This window comes from Corynebacterium sp. H128, from assembly GCF_037482625.1.
In the GTDB taxonomy this organism is placed as follows: domain Bacteria; phylum Actinomycetota; class Actinomycetes; order Mycobacteriales; family Mycobacteriaceae; genus Corynebacterium.
Genome location: NZ_JBBHKW010000006.1, coordinates 57,819 through 73,916, shown reverse-complemented (window position 1 = coordinate 73,916; position 16,098 = coordinate 57,819). Strand labels below are relative to the sequence as shown.

Below are 16,098 nucleotides of genomic sequence, written 5' to 3'. Positions count from 1 at the left end.
AGTGTAGTCGTTCGGTCAATGTGGCGAGTTTCACCTGGCAGAATGGCGGATTCTGCCCTACCTCGGCGACATTCAGCGCGACACGCCGGAAAAATGTGACGCAGATTTCTTTTGTGTCCTGAACTGGAAAAACGTGAGCGATCCCTCAAGAATTGTGTTTTCTTAGTGGAAACTAACCATAAAACCCCTTAAACTCCCCGAACATGACCATTTCCTCACCTTTGCCACGGCTCGATGACATCACGGAACCAGTGCAAGCAGCACACGCGACTACCGCGGAGAAAATTGCTGACCTCAAGGCCCGCCGCAGCGAAGCGCTGACGATTTCCAAACCCCGCGAAGACCGCCTCTCCGCACGAGAGCGCCTGGACTTCCTCCTCGACGAGGAATCTTTCGTCGAAACTGACCAGCTCGCACGCCATCGCACCCACGACTTTGGGATGCATTCAAAACGACCCGTCACCGACGGCATCGTTACCGGCTGGGGAACAATTAACGGACGTGAGGTGTGCGTCTTTTCCCAGGACGGCACCATCATGGGCGGCGCGCTCGGCGAGGTGTACGGCGAGAAGATGATCAAAATCATGGAACTTGCCGTCAACACCGGCCGTCCGCTGATCGGCCTCTATGAAGGGGCCGGCGCCCGCATTCAAGATGGTGCCGTATCGCTCGACCAGATCGCGCGTACCTTCTATCACAACGTGAACGCTTCTGGCGTCGTCCCGCAGATTTCCGTCATCATGGGCGCCTGCGCAGGCGGAAACGCATATTCCCCCGCACTCACAGACTTTGTTGTCATGGTGGAGAAGCAATCCAAGATGTTCGTCACCGGTCCCGACGTGATCAAGACCGTGACCGGCGAAGTTATCACCCAGGAGGAACTGGGCGGCGCCTCCACCCACATGGCAACGGCCGGAAATTGCCACTATGTTGCGGAAAGCGATGAAGATGCACTCGAGTGGGTACAGGACCTGCTCGAGTTCCTGCCAAGTAACAACCGCGACCTCGCTCCTCTCGAACCTGCAGAGAGCATCGAGGCAACCGTCGATGACCTGCTACTCGATAGCATCATCCCCGACTCCCCCACCACTCCTTACGATGTCCGAGATGTCATCTCCATCCTCACGGATGACTCGGACTACTTCGAGATCCAGGCGGATCGCGCCGAGAACGTTGTGATCGCCTTCGGTCGCATCGAAGGCCAGTCCGTCGGGTTCGTGGCCAACCAGCCAACTCAATACGCTGGCTGTCTCGACATCGACTCCTCCGAAAAGGCCGCACGCTTCGTCCGCACCTGCGATGCCTTTAATATCCCGATCATCATGCTTGTCGACGTCCCTGGCTTCCTCCCCGGCGCCGGCCAAGAGTACGAGGGCATTCTGCGGCGTGGCGCAAAACTCCTATATGCCTATGGAGAGGCCACCGTCCCAAAGATCACGGTCACTATGCGCAAGGCTTATGGTGGCGCGTACTGCGTTATGGGCTCAAAGGGGCTTGGCGCGGATGTGAATCTTGCGTGGCCGACCGCGCAAATTGCCGTCATGGGCGCCGCCGGAGCAGTGGGCTTTATCTACCGTAAAGATATAAAGGACGCGATTGCGAAAAAGCTCGACGTTGAGCAGCTCATCCGTTCTTTTGAGCGCGAGTATGAAGATCACATGCTCACGCCATATGCGGCGGCGGAACGGGGGCTTATCGACGCCGTCATCCTGCCTTCCGAAACCCGAGCGCAAATCGCACGCAATCTTCGCCTCCTTAGCAAGAAGAATGTGATGCGCCCCGCACGTAAGCACGGAAACATTCCGCTTTAATACGTGATGTGGCCCGCTTTTACCCCTAAAAGCGGGTCGAGTCACCACCTTTTTTGGGTTCTGCCCAAATTCGATTGCCCACTCAGTAAACAAAAGTGGGTCAACAACATAGACTGATTGCCATGACTGCCGCAATGAACACTGGCGCCGAGACGCCTGACCTGACGACCACCGCCGGAAAGCTGGCCGATCTTCGCGCCCGCATCGCCGAGACCCACGCCCCAATGGGCGAGGCTTCTATTCAGAAGGTGCACGAAAAGGGCAAGAAAACCGCTCGTGAACGCATCGAGTACCTCTTCGACGAGGGCTCCTTCGTCGAGATCGACGCTCTGGCACGGCACCGCTCTAAGAACTTCGGCCTGGACGCTAAGCGCCCAGTCACCGACGGCGTAGTCACCGGCTATGGCACCATTGACGGTCGCAAAGTCTGTGTGTTCTCTCAGGACGGTTCCGTTTTCGGCGGCGCACTCGGCGAAGTTTATGGCGAGAAGATCGTCAAGATCATGGACCTGGCAATCAAGACCGGTGTACCTCTGATCGGTATTAATGAGGGCGCTGGCGCCCGCATCCAGGAGGGCGTTGTCTCACTGGGTTCTTACTCCAAGATCTTCTACCGAAACGTACAGGCTTCCGGCGTTATCCCACAGATCTCCTTGATCATGGGCGCTTGTGCAGGTGGACACGTTTACTCTCCAGCGCTCACTGACTTCATCGTCATGGTGGACAAGACTTCCAAGATGTTCATTACTGGCCCGGATGTGATTAAGACCGTCACCGGCGAGGACATCACCCAGGAAGAGCTCGGTGGCGCTCACACCCACATGTCTACTTCGGGAACCTCGCACTACACCGGCGCCGATGACGCTGACGCACTCGACTGGGTTCGCGAGCTGGTCTCCTACCTGCCTGCCAACAACCGTGCCGAAGCGCCACGCATGGAATCAGACATGATGATTGGTTCAATCCAGGAGAACATCAACGATTCCGACCTCGAGCTGGACACCCTGATCCCAGATTCCCCGAACCAGCCTTACGATATGAAGGACGTCATCACCCGCGTTGTCGATGACGGCGAGTTCTTGGAGATTCAGGAATCCTACGCGGAGAACATCATCATCGGCTTCGCCCGCGTTGAAGGTCGCTCCGTTGGCATCGTGGCTAACCAGCCAATGCAGTTTGCCGGCTGCTTGGATATCAAGGCTTCTGAGAAGGCCGCTCGCTTCGTCCGCACCTGTGACGCTTTCAATATTCCGATCATCGAGTTCGTGGACGTTCCTGGCTTCCTCCCAGGCACGAACCAGGAATACGACGGCATCATCCGTCGTGGTGCAAAGCTGCTGTACGCCTACTCTGAGGCCACCGTCGGCAAGATCACCGTCATTACCCGCAAGTCTTACGGCGGCGCCTACTGCGTGATGGGATCCAAGGACATGGGCGCGGACCTCGTGCTGGCATGGCCGACCGCCCAGATCGCCGTCATGGGTGCATCCGGCGCTGTCGGATTCATCTACCGCAAGGAACTCAAGGCAGCTGCTGCTGAAGGCAAGGATGTGGCAGCGGTAATGAAGGAATACGAGCAGAGCTACGAGGAAACCCTCGTCAACCCATACATGGCTGCAGAACGTGGCTACGTCGATGCCGTAATCCCACCTTCTGAGACCCGTGGCCAGATCATCGAAGGCCTGCGTCTCCTGGAGCGCAAGGTTGTCAGCGTCCCAGCCAAGAAGCACGGCAACATCCCACTGTAAGGATTTCCATGGAAGACAAAAAGCCATTCCTGACCATTACGAAGGGCAACCCAGATGCGACGCAGGTCGCAGCTCTGACTGCGCTCTTCGCCGGTCTCAGCGCTGCGCCCGCAGCGGAGCCGACCCGTGACCGTAACAACTGGGGCTGTATCTCGGAGCGCCTCCAGCGCCCGACCACCTACAATCCCAATGCTTTCCACAACGTGTCCTACTTCTAGCTGGGGTCTACTTCTCCTACCCAAGCGCTAAAGCCCCTTAAAACGCAAACATTTGGGTAGGGTAAGTCGACATGCACCTAGTACTCGCTTCAAGCTCACCCTCGCGGAAATCCATCCTGGAATCCGCGGGGGTGTCTCCCGTTATTCACCCCGCAGATGTCGATGAAGACCGCATTATCGCTTCACTGACTGGAGCGGAGCCGGCTACGGTCGTCGAGAAGCTGGCACAAGCCAAGGCGGAAGCGGTTGCACACCACTACCCTGCTGACGTGGTGATCGGCGGTGATTCCATGCTGCTCTTGGACGGAGAGCTACAAGGAAAGCCCCATACCGTGGCGGCCACCATCGAGAGATGGCGAGCCCAACGTGGCAAAACCGCTGAGTTGATCACCGGGCACCATCTCATCTCCCCTGCCGGAACTTACACCGGAACTTCCCGCACTCGGGTCCACTTCGCGCAAGCTAGCGACGCAGACATCGCGGCATACGCCCAATCTGGAGAGCCGTTGCAGTGCGCCGGAGCATTTACCTTAGAGGCAATGGGCGGCTGGTTCATCGATCGCATCGAGGGCGATCCCTCGAGCGTGATCGGCTTATCCCTGCCACTGGTACGGAAAGCACTGTACTCTTTCGGTATCAACGTCTCAGAATTTTGGTGAAACATGAAAAAGCTCCTTGTCGGCGGTGTGCTGGCAATCCTTACCGCCTCGCTCAGCGCCTGCAGCACTACCACTAAGCCGGAATCCAATGCTGCCTGCCAATACAAATCCAGCAAGGCTGCGGCTAGGGACGTCGACAAGCCGGCAGGCGATGCACCGACTGGGATGGTGGGGCTGCGTCTGACTACCTCGGCGGGCGATATCGATCTCGACCTCAACGCAGACCAAGCGCCCTGCACCGTCAACTCCATAACCCACCTAGCCAAGCAGGGCTACTTCGACAACACTGTTTGCCACCGCCTGACAAACAGTGGCATCTTCGTCCTGCAATGCGGCGACCCAACAGGTAGCGGCAGTGGTGGACCTGGGTTCAGTTTTGCTGATGAATACCCAGTAGGTACCGTAGAAAAGGGCCTGTACAAGGCCGGAACGATCGCGATGGCAAACGCCGGACCGGACACCAACGGCTCACAGTTCTTCCTCAATTATGAAGACTCGCCGCTGCCTCCCAATTACACCCTTTTCGGCACGATGACGCCGGAATCCCTCCAGGTAGTGCGCAGCATCGCCGCCAAGGGCACCGCGACAGGTGCCGGCGATGGCGCCCCAGCAGAAGAAGTCACCATACAGAAAGCAGAGGTCAAGTAATGCAACTGACTCCCCCGCCAGTCCACGTCCCAGCCTTTGATTCCGCTGATCCTTACAAACGGCCCGAGAACCCGGAAGCGTGGGCCTTGCTCGCAGAAAAGGCTGAAGATCCCCTCGTCCGCTACGCATTTGCCCGGACCGGCTACCACCGGGGCCTAGACCTGCTTCGCGGGAACGGCTGGAAAGGCTTCGGCCCTGTTCCTGCTGCTCATGCCCCTAATCTAGGGGTGCTGCGAGCCATCGCCCAATTGGCCTTAGCTGCTCGAGAAATCGGAGAAGATGCCGAGTATGACCGCTGCCGGGCGCTGCTTTCAGACTGCGACAACTCGGTAGTTGAATCTCTGCTGGGTTAAATAGCGCTTAAGGGTGTAAATTTTTTCTTCATGGAGAACAATCCCGGCCCATCGGTAAGAGAACTCACCCTTCGCGGCGTGATCATCGGTGGCATTATCACCCTGGTATTTACTGCAGCCAACGTCTACCTCGGTTTGAAGGTAGGCCTAACCTTTGCCACTTCTATCCCGGCAGCGGTTATTTCCATGGCCGTTTTGCGCAAGTTCGCTGGCCATACCATCCAAGAAAACAACATCGTACAAACCATCGCCTCCGCGGCAGGCACCCTATCCGCCATCATCTTCGTCCTCCCGGGCCTCGTGATGGTCGGATGGTGGAGTGGGTTTAGCTATTGGACCACCGCGGCAGTATGTGCGATTGGCGGCATCTTGGGTGTCACCTATTCCATCCCGCTGCGTCGCGCGCTCGTGACCGGCTCCGACTTGCCTTACCCGGAGGGAGTCGCTGCAGCAGAAGTTCTGCGCGTCGGCGATGAGAACGGCTCTGCGGAAGAGAACAAGGTTGGCCTCAAGGTCATCACCTTCGGCTCTCTCGCTTCAGCAGGCTACGCGCTGCTCACCGCCCTTAAGGTTGCCACCGGCAGCTTATCGACGGCCTTCCGTATCGGCTCCGGTGGCACGATGGCAGCCACCTCCATGTCTCTCGCTTTGATCGGCGTCGGCCACCTTGTGGGCGTGGGTGTGGGCATCGCAATGATCATCGGCCTGCTGATTTCTTATGGCGTTCTGCTGCCGGTCTTTACCGCAGGAACGCTACCGGAATCTGGGGACATCTCCAGCGTCGTCTCCAGCACCTTCTCTTCAGATGTGCGCTTCGTTGGCGCAGGCGCGATGGCGATCGCAGCGGTCTGGACCCTCATCAAGATCATCGGCCCTATCGTCTCGGGCATCAAGAGCTCGCTGGTTTCCTCCCGAGATCGTCGCAGCGGCCAAACCGTCGATATCACTGAACGCGATATCCCGTTCCCAGTAGTTGCAGGAGTCACCCTCGCCTCGATGATCCCTGTTGGGTTGTTGCTGTGGCTGTTCACCAAGGACACCCTCATCGCCCACCACGCCACCGGCTTGATCGCCTTGAGCATTGTGTACGTATTGGCTGTCGGCCTGCTGGTCGCAGCGATTTGTGGCTACATGGCTGGTCTTATCGGCGCTTCCAATAGCCCGATTTCCGGCGTGGGCATCATCGTTGTCATTTCTGCTGCCCTATTGATCAAGTTGCTGGCAGGCGGTGAGGATCCGACTACGCTCGTCGCATACACCCTGTTCACCGCGGCCATTGTTTTTGGCATTGCCACCATTTCCAACGATAACCTCCAGGATCTGAAGACAGGTCAGCTCGTCGGCGCCACCCCGTGGAAGCAGCAGGTTGCCTTGATTTTGGGTGTCCTGTTCGGTTCCGCAATCATCCCGCCGGTCTTGCAGCTGATGCTCACCGGCTTCGGTTTTCAAGGCGCACCTGGTGCCGGTGCAAACGCCCTCGCCGCGCCACAGGCCGCACTGCTTTCCTCCGTGGCGCAGGGCATTTTCGGCGATTCGCTGGATTGGTCTTTGATCGGCCTCGGAGCCTCAATTGGCGCCGGCGTGATTTTGGTAGATGAAATCCTGGCACGCACCACTTCCAACCTTCGGTTACCGCCACTTGCTGTGGGCATGGGTATGTACCTTCCGATCAGCCTCACCTTGATCATCCCGATCGGCGCCTTCATCGGACGCGCATACGACAACTGGGCGGAGAAGAATGGCGGCGAGCCGGTCAAGCGTCTCGGCGTGCTGCTCGCAACCGGCCTGATCGTCGGTGAATCGCTCTTCGGAGTCTTGCTGGCTGGCATCATCGGAGCCACTGGGTCTGACGAGCCACTGGCCATCACCCCAGAATCTTTCGAAACCCCAGCTCAATTCGTGGGCTTGGTTGTGTTCGCAGGTCTCATCGGAGGCCTATACACCTGGTTGAAGAAGAACCGCGTGTAGCTCTTGAGCTACTAGGGGCTCGGCGTTTTCGCCGGGCCCCTTTCCTATGCCCGAAACCGGCGTAGCGTGGACTACACAGGCGCAGAAAGGATCTACACATGGTCAGCACACACAAACTTGTCATCGTCGGAGTCGGCCACGTGGGATCCTACGTGCTTGCCGACGCCATGAAGCTCAATCTTTTCGGGGAGATCGTCACCATCGATTGCGACCAGACTGTTGCGCATGGTGAAGCCCTCGACCAGCACCAGGCCACGGGATTGCACACAATTGCGTCGGCAAGCGTGCGCTCCGGCGGCTACGAAGACTGCGCCGATGCAGACGTCATCATCTGCGCCGCCGGCCCCTCCATGCTGGTGGACCCCGAGCACCCCGACGCCAAGCCGGACCGCGCCGCACTGGCCCCACACAACGCGCAAGTGATCCACGAGGTCATGGCCGGCATCACCGCACACACACGCGAGGCGGTTATCATTCTGATCACCAACCCGCTGGACACCATGGTGTACATCGCCGAGAACGAGTTCGGCTACCCCGCCGGTAAAATCTTCGGCACCGGGACCATGCTCGATTCCGCCCGACTGCGGCGCATCGTCGCCGACCGGGTGGGGGTCTCCCCCACCTCCGTGACCGGCTACATGATGGGCGAGCACGGCATGTCCGCCTTCCCAGTTCTCAGCCACCTGTCTGTCGCGGGGATCCCCACCGCCGAACTGCCGGCACAGTTCGGGGTAACCCTGGACCCGGCGGAGCTAGCGCAAGCCGTAGTAGATGCCGCCTATGATGTGTTCCGATCAAAGGGCTGGACCAACGCGGGCGTCGCCCAATCGGCGGTTGCGATGGCGCGCGCGGTGCTATTGGATGAGAAAGCTATTTACCCGGCCTGCACAACCTTGCGTGGCGAGTACGGCCATTCTGGAGACGTCGCGCTATCGCTACCCACCGTGATTGGTGCAGGGGGAGCCGAACGGCGCATTCCGGTTTCTCTCAATGCTTGGGAAGCTCTCGCTCTAGAGCGCTCAGTAGCCGCAATCCAGCAGGCGATGGGCTCAACCGGCCTGCACTAGCACCGAAAAATTGAGCATTGTTATCTAATCGAAATTTACTGGACTTATTTTTCAAATAGCCATAGTCTAAAGTTCTCAGTGACAGTAGTTCTTTTCTATGCGATTGGCAGGATTCTTTGATGCGCATCCGACACACCCCCCTCATCCTCGGCATCGGCCTGAGCCTCGTACTCACTCCGATGGCTCAAGCGGAAGAAGTTAACCCAGAGCTCTTCAAGAGCAGCTGGGGCGACAACGGCGCAGAGTTTTCCACCCCGGAGAGCGAATACTGCCGCATTTCTGAGGACATGGGCCCTGAGGGGGCACAATACGTGGTCTGCCGCACTGGAGAGACTCCCGAAGCAATCGTCGGGGTTATCACTGGCGAGCCAGCTTTCTACGAAGAGAATCCGCCACTGCCTTTCAACACCATGACCGGGGAGCAGCCAGCACTGCTTAATCCTGGCCAGGAGCTAACCGTTGGCGCTGGACGCTGCATGGTCACCGCTGAGCAGGGCACCGTCTGCAACATCGACGACAACGGCTTCACCTTGCCGATGACTGAAGAAGCTCCTGCGCAGTAACCCGCCTAGAATTGCCGCTGACAACGCTTCGTTGGGAGTGTTATCAGCATATCTAGAGACCTTAGAAACGCTTCCGGCTCAGGTCGGCGAACTACGAGGGGTGCAGCGCCGTTTTGTTAAGCGATTCCCACAAGCGACGAGTATTTCAAGGAAGCACGCTACTGCTAGCCTGGGCGATCGTCGCGATCACCGCAGTGGCGATCAGGGGTCGGAGCTTCAACGCACTGGTAACGTACTGGCCCTTTCCAGTGTTTCTGGTCCTCGGGATCTTCGGCGCAGTACTGCTTATCGTGGAATTCTTCCGAATCCGGGGCAGGAGCGAGCTTAGCCGCCGCTGAGTACTGACAGAGAAAAAGTGATCGCCCAGCCTCCAGATGGCGGGGCGATCACTGCGCTAAGAAGTCTAGACAGACTTCTTCTCCACGCGGGAGATGGCTTCCTTAGCCACCATTTCCTGGATTCCCATGTCGAGTTCCGAAGTAAAGCCAACACAAGAGCAGTTAATCTCACCGAGAACGTAAGTGTCTTCGCCGTTCTCGCCGTCGGCAAGCATGAAGTCAGCGGTCCAAATCAGCGGAATGTTGTCACCACCGAGCTTTTCAGCGATAACTGGGCGAGCTGCAGCGAACAGGTCGATGAGCTCCTGCCATGCCTCTGGCTTGTCGTAGGTGTACTTTGCTCCGGAGAACAGCGTCGCGGAGAAGTTGTCACCGCCCGCAGCTGGCTTCTTGTGCACCACGAATACGGGATGCGGGCCAACTAGCAGGATACGGATCTCACCTTCAACGATGCGTGGCATGAATCGCATGTCCACAAGCATGCCGTTTTCACCGATGATGTACTGGTCGCAGAAATCCATGAATTCGCCGAGCGGCTTGAGCTCGGTGTGGTTATCTACGGCCTCCGTGCAGCGCAGCACAGTATCCAGTGGCAAGGCGGTGCCTGGAGCCACGGAAGCTGCCAGCTCCTTGTCCTCAAGCTGGACGCGCCAGATACCTTCGCCAGTAGAGCCGCGGTTCTGCTTGAGTACGCGTTCACCGTAGGAGATAGAGGTTGGGAAGGTGTTGTGGAAGGTCTCGACATCGTAATAGGCTGCGGTGTCCGCTGGAACCAAATCGGTGTCGTTGAGTTTTACCAGCGCATCCTTCGCTCCATAGGCCATCATTTCCTCTGGAGTAGACATGCCCACGAGGCCTGCTTCGTTGGAGAGCTTGGTGAGCAGATCGAAGTAGCCTTTTTCACCACCAGGAATATTGCCTGGGTTCACACGGGAAATGTAAGCGTCAAAATTCTCGGACACGTACTCGAAGAGCTTCTCCGACCACTCCGGACGGTAGAAGACAACCTCGGAATTCCAGCCCGCTGCCTTAATGGCATCGACGATGGGCAGGGTGTCCTTACGGTGACCGTTAATTTGCTTGTCGCTGCCACCCTCGACTTCGAATACGACGATTGCCTTTTTCATGCGCTCTCCTTGGTAGCTCTGTGTGCACAAGGCTCGTGGATTCGCGCCCTGCTTAAGAAAAACCTTATCTTTGCGGCACCTTGCTTGCAGGGCCAATGAATATTTGGTGCGCAAAACCACAGGTTGTGGCCTGGCATCCCAAAGCTGACCGCCCCACCGAATACCCCCACCTTCAAAATGTTAGACGGAGCACACCCCTTCTTGAGCTGTGACTGTCCGGCAGCGATTCCCGCTAAGGTGGTGGCTAACCACTGCTCATAGATTATGGAAAGGCTGCCGACCCATGGCCGTACCCCTAGACCCGAACCCCAAGTTCAAGGCTTTCGCCCACCCTGAGCGCCTCGTATCCCCACAATGGCTCTCTGCCCAACTTGGTTCGAAGGGACTAAAGGTGGTCGAGTCTGATGAAGACTCCCTGTTGTACAGCATCGGTCACATCCCTACCGCTATCCAGATCGACTGGCACCGCGACCTCAACGATCCCCTCACCCGCGACTTCATTTCACCTGAACGATTTGCAGCTCTAATGGATGAGAAAGGAATCGCTCCGGATGACACCGTGGTGATCTACGGAGATAAGCGCAATTGGTGGGCCGCTTATACCTTGTGGGTGTTCGAGCTGTTTGGCCATAAAGATGTCCGCCTACTCGACGGCGGCCGCGACGCGTGGATGGCAGAGGAACGCGATACTTCCTACGATGTCCCGGAGTATCCAGCAGCGGGCTACCCCGTCCCCACCTTAAAAGAAGATCATCTGCGCGCTTTTGTCAATGATGTGCGCGCCGTCATTGACACCGGAACACTTGTCGACGTCCGCAGCTCCGAGGAATACCAGGGCACGGAAACTCAACAAAGCCAGCCGACGATTCGTCGCGGTCATATTCCTGGTGCCAAGAATGTCGCCTGCGAGTCAAGCGTCATGGCCAATAACTACTTCCGGTCACGGGAGGAGCTGGAACAGATCTACGCAGGATTGGATCCACAGTCCCACACCATCGTGTATTGCCACGAAGGCGAGCGTTCCGCTCACAGTTGGTTCGTGCTGAAAAACTTGCTCGGGTTTGCAGACGTACTGAATTACGACGGCGCATGGGTCGAGTGGGGCAACATGGTACGTATGCCAATCAATAAGGATTCCTGACCTACTCCTTGAACATTGTTCAGGCAATTTTTTTACTCCCGCTTGGGGGTGCGATGCCACATTCCTTCACTCGATTCCATTCGAACTTGCGACATCTTGTGTAACAATAAGTGTCACGCACTGCACCCCCAGCCAGCTGTGGGACGTGGCACAACTTAGTAACAAGCGTGAATAGTTCACTCAACTAGCGCATAGAAACTTCCAGGAGGGGTTAGACGTGACCGTCGAGACCAAGAAGATCACCAAGGTGCTGATTGCAAACCGTGGTGAGATTGCAATTCGCGTTATTCGCGCAGCACGCGATGCCGGCATCAAGAGCGTCGCTGTTTACGCCGACCCAGACGCGGATGCACCTTTCGTATCGATGGCCGACGAGGCTTTCGCGCTGGGTGGCCAGAACTCTGCCGAGTCTTACCTCGTCTTCGATAAGATCCTCGACGCTGCAAAGAAGTCCGGCGCGGACGCTATCCACCCTGGTTATGGCTTCCTGTCTGAAAACGGCGACTTCGCGGAAGCCGTCATCAACGCTGGCCTGATCTGGATCGGCCCTTCCCCGCAGTCCATCCGCGAATTGGGCGACAAGGTTACCGCCCGCCACATCGCCCTTAAGGCAGAGGCCCCAATGGCCCCTGGCACCAAAGAGCCAGTGAAGGATGCCTCCGAGGTCGTTGCTTTCGCCGAAGAATACGGTCTCCCTATCGCCATTAAGGCAGCATTCGGTGGCGGCGGCCGCGGCATGAAGGTTGCCTACAAGATGGAAGAAGTAGCCGACCTCTACGAGTCCGCTACCCGCGAAGCCGTTGCAGCTTTCGGCCGTGGCGAGTGCTTTGTGGAGCGTTACCTGGACAAGGCGCGCCACGTAGAATGTCAGGTCATTGCTGACCAACACGGCAACGTTGTTGTCGCCGGCACCCGCGACTGTTCCCTCCAGCGTCGCTTCCAGAAGCTGGTTGAGGAGGCTCCGGCCCCATTCCTCACCGAAGACCAGCGCACCCGCCTGCACGAGTCTGCCAAGGCCATTTGTAAGGAAGCTGGCTACTACGGTGCTGGCACCGTCGAATACCTCGTTGGTTCCGATGGACTGATCTCCTTCCTCGAGGTCAACACCCGCCTCCAGGTGGAACACCCTGTCACCGAAGTCACCACTGGCATCGACCTGGTACGCGAGCAGTTCCGCATCGCCGAGGGCAAGGAACTCCATATCAAGGAAGATCCAACCCCACGTGGCCACGCCTTCGAGTTCCGCATCAATGGTGAAGATGCCGGCAACAACTTCATGCCTGCTCCAGGCAAGGTCACCAAGTACGTTGAGCCTTCCGGCCCTGGTGTCCGTATGGACGCTGGCATCGTGGAAGGCACCGTCATCGGTGGCCAGTTTGACTCCATGCTCGCCAAGCTCATCGTCTTTGGCGAGACTCGTGACGAAGCACTGCAGCGCGCATCCCGCGCTCTCAACGAGTACGTAGTCGAAGGCATGCCTACCGTGCTCCCATTCCACCGCCACATCGTGGAGAACCCGGCATTTGTTGGTGACGGCGAGAAGTTTGATGTCTACACCAAGTGGATCGAAGAGGAGTGGGACAACCCAATCCCTGCCTACGTTGATCCTGCCGAGGTAGAAGAAGCCGAAGAAGCAACTCCTTCTCAGAAGGTTGTCGTGGAGATTGATGGCCGTCGCGTGGAAATCGCGCTCCCCGGCGATCTCGCTATCGGCGGTGGCGCAGCTGGCGGCGCCAAGAAGAAGGCAAAGAAGCGCCGCGCAGGTGGCGCTAAGGCAGCCGTCTCCGGCGATGCAGTTTCCGCTCCGATGCAGGGAACCGTGATCAAGGTCAACGTGGAAGAGGGCCAGGAAGTAGCCGAAGGCGACACCGTGATCGTTCTCGAGGCCATGAAGATGGAGAACCCAGTCAAGGCTCACAAGTCTGGTGTTGTCAGCGGCATCGCAACAGCAGCGGGTGAAGGCGTCACCAAGGGTGCCGTCCTGATGGAAATCAAGTAATCCGCTAACGCAGAACCACACGCCGACGGCCCGAATGCTCCCCACGGAGTGCTCGGGCCGTCAGTGTTTACCCAAAAGTGGCAATCAAACGGGCATAATGATGAACATGCAGGACATAGAACGGCAACACTATTTGATCGGCGATTTCGAGCGCGAGTACGCGCTTGAAAAGCTCAAGAGTGCCACGGAATCGGGCCACCTGAGCCTCGCAGAGTTCGACCAGCGCGCCGCCCGAGCCGCGAGCGCTCGAACTAAGGGCGATATTGAGACCCTCGTCCACGACATCCCCGAAGATCTGGTAGTCAAGACCGAACGCACCTCCGGATTGCAGCGTCGGATCGGAATCATTGCGCTCGACGCTTGCCTCATCCCATTTGCTCTCCTCATAGCCCCAGAACTCGCCACTTTCGTTGCACTGCTGATACCGGTGCTCGTTGTCTTACTCTTCGTCCTGAAAGTGGGGCCGGACTCTTTGTATCGAACCAAAACCACCTACACGCAGATCGGAAAATAGATGGAGCCCATGGATGTCAACGGTGGCCGCTTCTACGCGCGACCCTTGCGCGATGATGACGCGATAGCGCTGGAGCAGGCGATGACTTCGGTGGCGTCGATTAGCGCGGCGCAGCAAGAGTGGCTCAATGATACGGCCTATTCCTGGGCGGTGTGCGAACAAACCAACGTCAATGCCGTGGCTATCGCGCGCTACCACGATGGCAACCTCGAAGTAGCTCCGGTAGGTGATCCGGAACGCGATCTGCCGAATGATCCGATGTTGCCACCGAAGAAGACACGAGACGGTGTCGCGGAAGGCCGCGCAGCCATTCAGCGCTGGATCGACGGTTTCCTGCCGCTGTATCAGGCAGAGCAAGCACGCTAGCCAACCTGCACTTGCTGGAAAAGCTCACCCCGGAAGCGATTAGGCTGGTCTCATGGCTCCCCGTTTCCGCAATCGCCGCAAGATCATCGCCGCCATCGACCAAGGCACAACGTCTACGCGCTGCATGCTTTTCGACGACCATGGCCGCGCCCTCGCAACCTCCCAGCTCGAACACCGCCAGATTTTTCCGAGGCCAGGCTGGGTGGAGCACGACCCAATGGAAATCTGGGCGAATACCCGGCGCGTGATGGCAGATGTACTAGCCAAGGCCGAGTGCTCGGGTGAGGACATTGCGGCTGTCGGTATCACCAACCAGCGCGAAACTACTGTTGTGTGGGATCGGCACTCAGGGAAGCCGGTGTACAACGCGATCGTGTGGCAAGACACCCGCACCGACAGCTTTTGTCAGGATCTCGATCCTGCGCTATTCGAAAGAACCGGCCTGCCGGTGTCCACCTACTTCTCCGGCCCAAAAATCGCATGGATCTTGGCGCATGTACCAGGTGCGCGGGAGCGAGCTGAAAACGGCGATCTACTATTTGGAACCATCGAATCGTGGTTGATTTGGAACCTGACGAAGGGCGATCACGTCACGGATATCACCAACGCCTCCCGCACCATGCTCATGGATCTGCGCACCGGCCAATGGGATCCCGCGCTATGCGAAGCGCTGGGGATCCCGCCAGCAATCCTCCCCCGCATCGTCTCGAATTCTGAGGTCATCGGGAAAATCCATCGTGTGGGCGAGTTCAGCGGAGTGCCGATCGCAGGTGTGCTCGGAGACCAGCAAGCGGCAACCTTCGGCCAAGCCTGCCTCGAGCCCGGAGAGGTCAAAAACACCTACGGCACCGGCAACTTTTTGTTGCTGAACACCGGTACCGAAATCCAGCGCTCCCAGCATGGGCTGATTTCCACTGTGTGTTACAAACTTGGGTCACAACCCACTGTGTACGCCCTCGAGGGCTCCATTGCAGTCACCGGTTCATTGATCCAGTGGCTGCGGGACAACTTGGGGCTGATTGCGCAGGCTGCGGACGTCGAAAAGCTTGCTGCCTCCGTACCTGACAACGGCGGCTGCTACATAGTCCCGGCATTTTCCGGCCTCCTCGCCCCGCACTGGCGCGCTGACGCCCGCGGTGTGATCACCGGGTTGACCCGCTTTCACACCAAAGCCCACTTCGCCCGCGCGGCGCTAGAAGCAGTGGCCTATCAAACCCGGGAGGTAGTCGAGGCGATGAACCAAGACACCGGCCTCGAGATTTCAGCGTTGAAAGCCGACGGCGGAATGGTGGGAAACTCACTGCTGATGCAGTTCCAAGCTGATCAGCTCGGGGTCCCTGTGACCATCCCGGCAGTCACAGAAACCACTGCTCTCGGCGCCGCCTACGCAGCCGGCCTTGCGGTGGGCGTATACAAATCCCTGAATGAGATCCGCGCGCTGTGGGCCGAGAAACGCACCTACCAACCGCAGCCCTGCGACCCTGCGCTTTTCGACGGCTGGCAGACAGCAGTCACCAAGAGCTTTGCATAACTCTGGCAGGTTTATACCGCCTGCGCTGGGACTTTGCGCTGCCCTAC

Annotated in this window: 15 protein-coding genes; 14 read left to right on the top strand and 1 reads right to left on the bottom strand. The window is 58.1% G+C overall.

The features are described 5' to 3' along the window. The first annotated feature begins 203 nt into the window (after positions 1–203). The 9 genes from WG915_RS06955 (at position 204) to WG915_RS06915 (ending at position 9,035) form a co-directional block, all read left to right on the top strand. Complete coding sequence (locus tag WG915_RS06955; RefSeq protein WP_339564654.1) at positions 204–1,811, top strand: acyl-CoA carboxylase subunit beta; 1,608 nt, start codon at positions 204–206, stop codon at positions 1,809–1,811. Positions 1,812–1,933: 122 nt separating this feature from the next. Then, complete coding sequence (locus WG915_RS06950) at positions 1,934–3,559, top strand: acyl-CoA carboxylase subunit beta (RefSeq protein WP_339564653.1); 1,626 nt, start codon at positions 1,934–1,936, stop codon at positions 3,557–3,559. 8 nt (positions 3,560–3,567) lie between these two features. Further along, a complete protein-coding gene (locus tag WG915_RS06945; protein WP_339564652.1) occupies positions 3,568–3,777 on the top strand; it encodes an acyl-CoA carboxylase subunit epsilon in 210 nt (69 codons plus the stop codon). A gap of 71 nt (positions 3,778–3,848) precedes the next feature. After that, positions 3,849–4,436 (top strand): Maf family protein, encoded by a 588-nt coding sequence (locus tag WG915_RS06940; RefSeq protein WP_339564651.1) that lies wholly within the window; start codon positions 3,849–3,851, stop codon positions 4,434–4,436. A gap of 3 nt (positions 4,437–4,439) precedes the next feature. Beyond that, a complete protein-coding gene (locus WG915_RS06935) occupies positions 4,440–5,084 on the top strand; it encodes a peptidylprolyl isomerase (protein WP_339564650.1) in 645 nt (214 codons plus the stop codon). Then, positions 5,084–5,437 (top strand): DUF3151 domain-containing protein, encoded by a 354-nt coding sequence (locus tag WG915_RS06930; RefSeq protein ID WP_339564649.1) that lies wholly within the window; start codon positions 5,084–5,086, stop codon positions 5,435–5,437. The genes WG915_RS06935 and WG915_RS06930 overlap by 1 nt, the downstream gene beginning before the upstream one ends. A gap of 30 nt (positions 5,438–5,467) precedes the next feature. Continuing rightward, positions 5,468–7,405, top strand: a complete 1,938-nt coding sequence (locus WG915_RS06925) for an OPT family oligopeptide transporter (protein WP_339564648.1) — start codon at positions 5,468–5,470, stop codon at positions 7,403–7,405. Positions 7,406–7,503: 98 nt separating this feature from the next. Then, complete coding sequence (locus WG915_RS06920) at positions 7,504–8,472, top strand: lactate/malate family dehydrogenase (protein ID WP_339564647.1); 969 nt, start codon at positions 7,504–7,506, stop codon at positions 8,470–8,472. 119 nt (positions 8,473–8,591) lie between these two features. Next, on the top strand, positions 8,592–9,035 hold the full coding sequence (locus tag WG915_RS06915) for a hypothetical protein (RefSeq protein ID WP_339564646.1): 444 nt from the start codon (positions 8,592–8,594) through the stop codon (positions 9,033–9,035). A 403-nt stretch (positions 9,036–9,438) separates the two neighbouring features. Here the strand turns inward: WG915_RS06915 and WG915_RS06910 are convergent, their stop codons facing one another. Continuing rightward, positions 9,439–10,500 (bottom strand): Cj0069 family protein, encoded by a 1,062-nt coding sequence (locus tag WG915_RS06910; protein WP_339564645.1) that lies wholly within the window; start codon positions 10,498–10,500, stop codon positions 9,439–9,441. Positions 10,501–10,783: 283 nt separating this feature from the next. On the opposite strand from WG915_RS06910, the gene WG915_RS06905 reads away from it, so the two are divergent. From WG915_RS06905 to glpK, 5 genes are all read left to right on the top strand, one after another. Further along, complete coding sequence (locus WG915_RS06905; protein WP_339564644.1) at positions 10,784–11,641, top strand: sulfurtransferase; 858 nt, start codon at positions 10,784–10,786, stop codon at positions 11,639–11,641. 217 nt (positions 11,642–11,858) lie between these two features. Then, complete coding sequence (locus WG915_RS06900) at positions 11,859–13,640, top strand: acetyl/propionyl/methylcrotonyl-CoA carboxylase subunit alpha (RefSeq protein WP_339564643.1); 1,782 nt, start codon at positions 11,859–11,861, stop codon at positions 13,638–13,640. Between the two features lie 106 nt (positions 13,641–13,746). Further along, on the top strand, positions 13,747–14,154 hold the full coding sequence (locus tag WG915_RS06895; protein ID WP_339564642.1) for a DUF1707 domain-containing protein: 408 nt from the start codon (positions 13,747–13,749) through the stop codon (positions 14,152–14,154). Beyond that, positions 14,155–14,520, top strand: a complete 366-nt coding sequence (locus WG915_RS06890; protein ID WP_339564641.1) for a hypothetical protein — start codon at positions 14,155–14,157, stop codon at positions 14,518–14,520. A 52-nt stretch (positions 14,521–14,572) separates the two neighbouring features. After that, positions 14,573–16,051: a glycerol kinase GlpK gene (glpK, locus tag WG915_RS06885; protein ID WP_339564640.1), complete on the top strand. Its 1,479-nt coding sequence runs from the start codon at positions 14,573–14,575 to the stop codon at positions 16,049–16,051. The last annotated feature ends 47 nt before the right edge of the window (positions 16,052–16,098 follow it).

Excerpts from the sequence above, each read along its gene's own strand:
- WG915_RS06955 (WP_339564654.1), top strand. The coding sequence starts at position 204 with ATGACCATTTCCTCACCTTTGCCACGGCTCGATGACATCACGGAACCA.
- WG915_RS06930 (WP_339564649.1), top strand. The coding sequence starts at position 5,084 with ATGCAACTGACTCCCCCGCCAGTCCACGTCCCAGCCTTTGATTCCGCT.
- WG915_RS06925 (WP_339564648.1), top strand. The coding sequence starts at position 5,468 with ATGGAGAACAATCCCGGCCCATCGGTAAGAGAACTCACCCTTCGCGGC.
- glpK (WP_339564640.1), top strand. The coding sequence starts at position 14,573 with ATGGCTCCCCGTTTCCGCAATCGCCGCAAGATCATCGCCGCCATCGAC.
- WG915_RS06895 (WP_339564642.1), top strand. The coding sequence starts at position 13,747 with ATGCAGGACATAGAACGGCAACACTATTTGATCGGCGATTTCGAGCGC.
- WG915_RS06945 (WP_339564652.1), top strand. The coding sequence starts at position 3,568 with ATGGAAGACAAAAAGCCATTCCTGACCATTACGAAGGGCAACCCAGAT.
- WG915_RS06920 (WP_339564647.1), top strand. The coding sequence starts at position 7,504 with ATGGTCAGCACACACAAACTTGTCATCGTCGGAGTCGGCCACGTGGGA.
- WG915_RS06890 (WP_339564641.1), top strand. The coding sequence starts at position 14,155 with ATGGAGCCCATGGATGTCAACGGTGGCCGCTTCTACGCGCGACCCTTG.
- WG915_RS06905 (WP_339564644.1), top strand. The coding sequence starts at position 10,784 with ATGGCCGTACCCCTAGACCCGAACCCCAAGTTCAAGGCTTTCGCCCAC.
- WG915_RS06935 (WP_339564650.1), top strand. The coding sequence starts at position 4,440 with ATGAAAAAGCTCCTTGTCGGCGGTGTGCTGGCAATCCTTACCGCCTCG.
- WG915_RS06915 (WP_339564646.1), top strand. The coding sequence starts at position 8,592 with ATGCGCATCCGACACACCCCCCTCATCCTCGGCATCGGCCTGAGCCTC.
- WG915_RS06950 (WP_339564653.1), top strand. The coding sequence starts at position 1,934 with ATGACTGCCGCAATGAACACTGGCGCCGAGACGCCTGACCTGACGACC.
- WG915_RS06910 (WP_339564645.1), bottom strand. The coding sequence starts at position 10,500 with ATGAAAAAGGCAATCGTCGTATTCGAAGTCGAGGGTGGCAGCGACAAG.
- WG915_RS06940 (WP_339564651.1), top strand. The coding sequence starts at position 3,849 with ATGCACCTAGTACTCGCTTCAAGCTCACCCTCGCGGAAATCCATCCTG.